1 protein-coding gene and 1 pseudogene are annotated in these 765 nt (G+C 44.4%); both read left to right on the top strand.

All coding sequences use genetic code 11. The features are described from left to right. Window positions 1–315 (top strand): annotated as a pseudogene (locus ACFIMQ_RS09555) (lysozyme); the annotation flags it as partial. Further along, a complete protein-coding gene (locus ACFIMQ_RS09560; protein ID WP_375695288.1) occupies window positions 312–539 on the top strand; it encodes a hypothetical protein in 228 nt (75 codons plus the stop codon). The pseudogene ACFIMQ_RS09555 and the gene ACFIMQ_RS09560, both read left to right, overlap by 4 nt. Window positions 540–765: the final 226 nt, after the last annotated feature.

Raw genomic sequence — 765 nt, forward strand, 5'->3', positions numbered from 1 at the left:
CCCGTTGAATTACAGAAATGGAATAAGGTAGGTGGAAAGCTTCTTGCTGGTTTAGCCAACCGTCGAGCAGCGGAAGCAGGTTTGTGGGCGAAAGGGTCTTATGTTTCTTCAAACTATCAAAGAGTAGAAACGAAAGAGGCAAGTGGTCTTTTCAAGATAGAAGCACTCGCGCCGATTATAGGGTCTTGTTCTGGGTTTGGAGGCTTGTTGGTTGGCAATGGACCGATACAGTGGGCGTTAGCAGGGATTATGGTTTTAGCCGCTTGTACAGGTCTGGTGATTGTAGCCAAGCGTTTTCGGGAGCAGCGCTTGTGATTTTTTGGTTCAAAAGAAATCTGTCTCTTCTGTTAGCGGCTTTAGCCGTTTTTTTTATGGCTTTAGCCAAGGCGTTTCACCTTGGCAAGCAAAGCGAACGGCAAAAGCAAACAGAGCATGCTTTAAAGACAGCAACAACCCGTCTTGAGGTGGAAAATGAAGTTAATCGAAAAAGTGATGCTGGTGTGCGCTCTGAACTTTCTCGTTGGGTGCGCGGCAAATAGGTTTGTTTCTTGTGGTGGTTGGTTGCCCATTTATTTGGATAATCAGGATGTTGAGGTCATCAGTTCCAACCTTGCAAGAGATATTTTGAAGCATAACAAGCAGGGAGCCCATTTATGTGGTTGGAAAGATGGTCAAGAAACGAAGCACCAAAGATAAAGATCTTACAGAAACAGAACAACAGCTTCTTCATGAGATGATAGAGACGTATCAAGGCTTAAAGATGAT

This window comes from Bartonella sp. AD13SXNS (assembly GCF_042196465.1).
Taxonomy (GTDB): Bacteria; Pseudomonadota; Alphaproteobacteria; order Rhizobiales; family Rhizobiaceae; genus Bartonella.